General features: G+C 74.8%; 4 protein-coding genes and 2 pseudogenes. 4 read left to right on the top strand and 2 right to left on the bottom strand.

What is annotated here, in order from left to right; genetic code table 11:
• The 3 genes and pseudogenes from G3I42_RS06165 to G3I42_RS06155 all read left to right on the top strand — a co-directional run.
• Positions 1-447: pseudogene (locus G3I42_RS06165) on the top strand (monooxygenase); the annotation flags it as partial.
• A 129-nt stretch (positions 448-576) separates the two neighbouring features.
• Positions 577-1,353: a CoA transferase subunit A gene (locus G3I42_RS06160; RefSeq protein ID WP_164283118.1), complete on the top strand. Its 777-nt coding sequence runs from the start codon at positions 577-579 to the stop codon at positions 1,351-1,353.
• The gene (locus tag G3I42_RS06155; RefSeq protein ID WP_164283116.1) at positions 1,353-2,000 is read left to right on the top strand and encodes a CoA transferase subunit B; all 648 of its coding nucleotides are present in this window, start codon (positions 1,353-1,355) and stop codon (positions 1,998-2,000) included. The genes G3I42_RS06160 and G3I42_RS06155 overlap by 1 nt, the downstream gene beginning before the upstream one ends.
• 49 nt (positions 2,001-2,049) lie before the next feature.
• On the opposite strand, the gene G3I42_RS06150 is transcribed toward G3I42_RS06155, so the two are convergent.
• Complete coding sequence (locus G3I42_RS06150) at positions 2,050-2,376, bottom strand: helix-turn-helix domain-containing protein (RefSeq protein ID WP_164283120.1); 327 nt, start codon at positions 2,374-2,376, stop codon at positions 2,050-2,052.
• Positions 2,377-2,462: 86 nt separating this feature from the next.
• Positions 2,463-2,714 (bottom strand): hypothetical protein, encoded by a 252-nt coding sequence (locus tag G3I42_RS06145; protein WP_164283114.1) that lies wholly within the window; start codon positions 2,712-2,714, stop codon positions 2,463-2,465.
• A gap of 256 nt (positions 2,715-2,970) precedes the next feature.
• Here G3I42_RS06145 and G3I42_RS06140 point away from each other — a divergent pair.
• Positions 2,971-3,298, top strand: a pseudogene (locus tag G3I42_RS06140) (hypothetical protein); the annotation flags it as partial.

The following is a 3,298-nucleotide window of genomic DNA, read 5'->3' as shown; positions in this document are numbered from 1 at the left end:
CGCGCGCCGGGCGTCGGGCACCTGACGCCGCAGTTCACCGTCACGCACGACGGGCGCACGGCGCTGCTCGACGAGCTGACCGGCGGCGGCTTCGTCCTCCTCACCGACGGCGAGGCGCCGCTCGCGGACCTCGACGCCGCCGACCGCGCCTTCCTGCGGAGCATCGGCGCGTGCCTCGTACCGCTCACCGAGAGCGGTGGCGAGTGGACCGACCCGCCCGGCGGCTACCTGCCGCACCTGCGCGAGCACGGGCACGTCGGCGCGCTCGTCCGGCCCGACTTCTACCTCTTCGGCACGGCGGCCGACGCCACCGGAGTACGTGACCTGGTGGGCCAGCTGCGGACGCAGCTGCGCGCGCCCGCGCACGGCACGGACCACGCCCCCGCACCGGCACCGCACACCGGCGCGACGGCACCCGACGGCGGCCCCCTGACGGCGGCTTCCTGACGGCGCCGGGGGCCTCCCCCGCTCCGGGGCGCGCCGGCCGCACACCGCGCGCCCCGGAGCCATCCCGTACCGGCTCCGCCTCAGCGGCCTCTCCCGCACCACCCTCCGAAGCACCTCAAGGACTCCCCCATGGACAAGACAGTCGGCTCGGCCGCCGAGGCCGTCGCCGCGATCCCCGACGGCGCCTCGCTCGCCGTCGGCGGTTTCGGCCTCTGCGGCATCCCGAGCACGCTCATCGAGGCCCTGCACGCGCAGGGTGCCTCCGGCCTGCGCGTCGTCTCGAACAATTGCGGCACCGACGAGCACGGCCTCGGTGTCCTCCTCGGCGCCGGGCGCATCGACCGGGTCACCGGCAGCTACGTGGGCGAGAACAAGGAGTTCGCGCGGCAGTACCTGACCGGCGAGCTGGAGGTCGAGCTGGTGCCGCAGGGCACGCTCGCCGAGCGGCTGCGCGCGGGCGGCTGCGGCATCCCCGGCTTCTACACCCCGGCCGGGGTCGGCACGCCGCTCGCCGAGGGCGGCATCCCGTGGCGCCACGACAGCACGGGCGGCGTCGTCCTCTCCTCGCCGGTCAAGGAGACGCGGGACTTCGACGGCACGACGTACGTCCTGGAGCACGCCATCACCTGCGACTTCGCGCTCGTCCGGGCCGCGAAGGGCGACCGGCACGGCAATCTCGTCTTCGAGAAGTCCGCGCGCAACTTCAACCCGCTCGCCGCGATGGCGGGGCGCGTCACCCTCGCCGAGGTCGAGGAACTCGTCGAACCGGGCGCGCTGGACCCCGACGAGATCCACCTGCCGGGCGTCTTCGTGCAGCACGTGCTGCCGCTGACGCCGCAGCAGGCGGCCGAGAAGCACATCGAGCGGCGCACGGTCACGGCCGCGCGCGAGAAGGCGGGTGCCTGATGTCCTGGACCAGGAACGAGATGGCCGCGCGGGCGGCGACTGAACTGCGCGACGGCGACTACGTCAACCTCGGCATCGGCCTCCCCACGCTCGTGCCCGGCTACATCCCGGCGGGTACGCACGTCGTGCTCCAGTCCGAGAACGGCATCCTCGGCACGGGTCCCTACCCGACCGACGAGGACGTGGACCCGGACCTGATCAACGCGGGCAAGGAGACGGTGACCGTCCTGCCCGGGGCCGCGTTCTTCGACTCGGCGCTCTCCTTCGGGATGATCCGCGGCGGCCACATCGACACCGCGATCCTCGGCGCGATGCAGGTCTCGCGGGACGGCGACCTGGCGAACTGGATGATCCCCGGCGCGATGGTCAAGGGCATGGGCGGCGCGATGGACCTCGTGCACGGCGCCCGCCGCGTCATCGTCCTCACCGACCACACCGCGAAGGACGGCACCCCGAAGCTCGTCGAGGAGTGCACGCTGCCGCTCACGGGACGGGGCTGCGTGCACCGGGTCATCACGGATCTCGGGGTCCTGGACGTGACGGAAGACGGCTTCGTGCTCGTCGAGACGGCTCCCGACGTGACGGTCGCCGAACTGGTCGCCGCGACGGGGGCGCCCGTGCGCGTACCGGAGCACGTGTCGTCCTGAACTCGCTCGCGGGGCCGGCGTCCAGGACAGCCACCGGCCCCGCGAGTGCTTAACGCTCTTTGGCGCGCTGCTCGTTGACGTGCCGGAGATAGTTGTAGACGGTGAAGCGCGAGACGCCGAGCGCCGCGGCGACGGTCTCGACGCCGTGCCGCACCGTGAACGCGCCGCGCGCCTCCAGCCGCCGGACGAGGTCCTGCTTGGTACGGCGGTCGAGCGCGGCAAGAGGGCCGTGGACCCGTTCCAGCCCCTCGACGATCCGGTCCAGGCTGTCGTCCCCGAGCCCCGGCAGCCGCACCGCGACGACCTCCTCGCCCTCCCAGCGCAGCACGACGTCCTCGGGCGCGGCGGCGGCCGGGTCGAGCAGCTCGCCGCCCATCGCGTCGACGAGGGGGCGGACGGCTTCGAGCAGCGGGTGCGGTACGGGGCCCCCACCGCACGGGGTCGGTGCGGAGCGGGACGCGCTCACCGCTCGCCCTCCGCGAGCACGCTGACCTGGAGCGAGACGCGGTCGGCGCCCGCGCCGATGGTCGTACGGAGCAGTTCGGCGACGGTCGCGACGACGTCCTCCGCGCTGCCCTCGGCCGTGTTGCCGAAGGGCCCCACGTCGATCCCTTCGAGCGGCGCGACGCGCAGCACCTCGCGGGCGACGAGCGCGTGCCGCGGCGCCTCTTCGAGGTCGAAGGGCTCGGTGGTGAACTCGACCCGCAACCGCATGCGACGCCTCCCGCCATGACCGCGCGCCCCCGCGCGGGGGCCGCCGCAGCGACCCTAACCGACGGGCCCGGGGCGGAAGGCGGCACGGGCGGGGGAAGCGGTGGGCGGGCGGGACCTCGGGCTCTCGCCCCAACTCCCGGCGGGACGGCGGCGAACGGGAGGATGATGGGGCACGTCCCGTACGCAGCGGGGCGTCCCTCGCACGCTCGCGCGTTCCCGTGCGCGCGGCCCGTCCGTCAAGGTCCTGGAGCACGTCATGGCCTCCGTCGCCGTCACCTGCCCGGTCTGCCGCCGTGTCGGCAGCCACCTCCCGCCCGAGCTGCCCTGCCCCTGCGGGGTGCCGGTGATCCTGCCGCTCGTGGACGGCGGCCTGGGCGAGCCGGTGGAGCGGCGCGAATGGGGCGAGGAGTGGCTCGCGGTGCGGTGCGTGGCGTGCGCGCGGACGACGCGCTGGCCCCGCCCGGAGTACGGCTGTCCGTGCGGGGCGCTGCTGCGGCTCGCGGTCGACGGGAGCGAGGCGCCCGGTGCCGTGCCGCTCGCGCGGCAGCCCGGCACGCTCGCGCCGATCCGTTCGGCGCGGGACG

This window comes from Streptomyces sp. SID11385 (assembly GCF_010548245.1).
In the GTDB taxonomy this organism is placed as follows: domain Bacteria; phylum Actinomycetota; class Actinomycetes; order Streptomycetales; family Streptomycetaceae; genus Streptomyces.
Note: the sequence above shows the minus strand (reverse complement) of the source record. Positions and strands in the feature narration are given on the sequence as shown.

Coding starts and splice junctions, on each gene's coding strand:
- G3I42_RS06145 (WP_164283114.1), bottom strand. CDS start 2,714: ATGCGGTTGCGGGTCGAGTTCACCACCGAGCCCTTCGACCTCGAAGAG.
- G3I42_RS06160 (WP_164283118.1), top strand. CDS start 577: ATGGACAAGACAGTCGGCTCGGCCGCCGAGGCCGTCGCCGCGATCCCC.
- G3I42_RS06150 (WP_164283120.1), bottom strand. CDS start 2,376: ATGGGCGGCGAGCTGCTCGACCCGGCCGCCGCCGCGCCCGAGGACGTC.
- G3I42_RS06155 (WP_164283116.1), top strand. CDS start 1,353: ATGTCCTGGACCAGGAACGAGATGGCCGCGCGGGCGGCGACTGAACTG.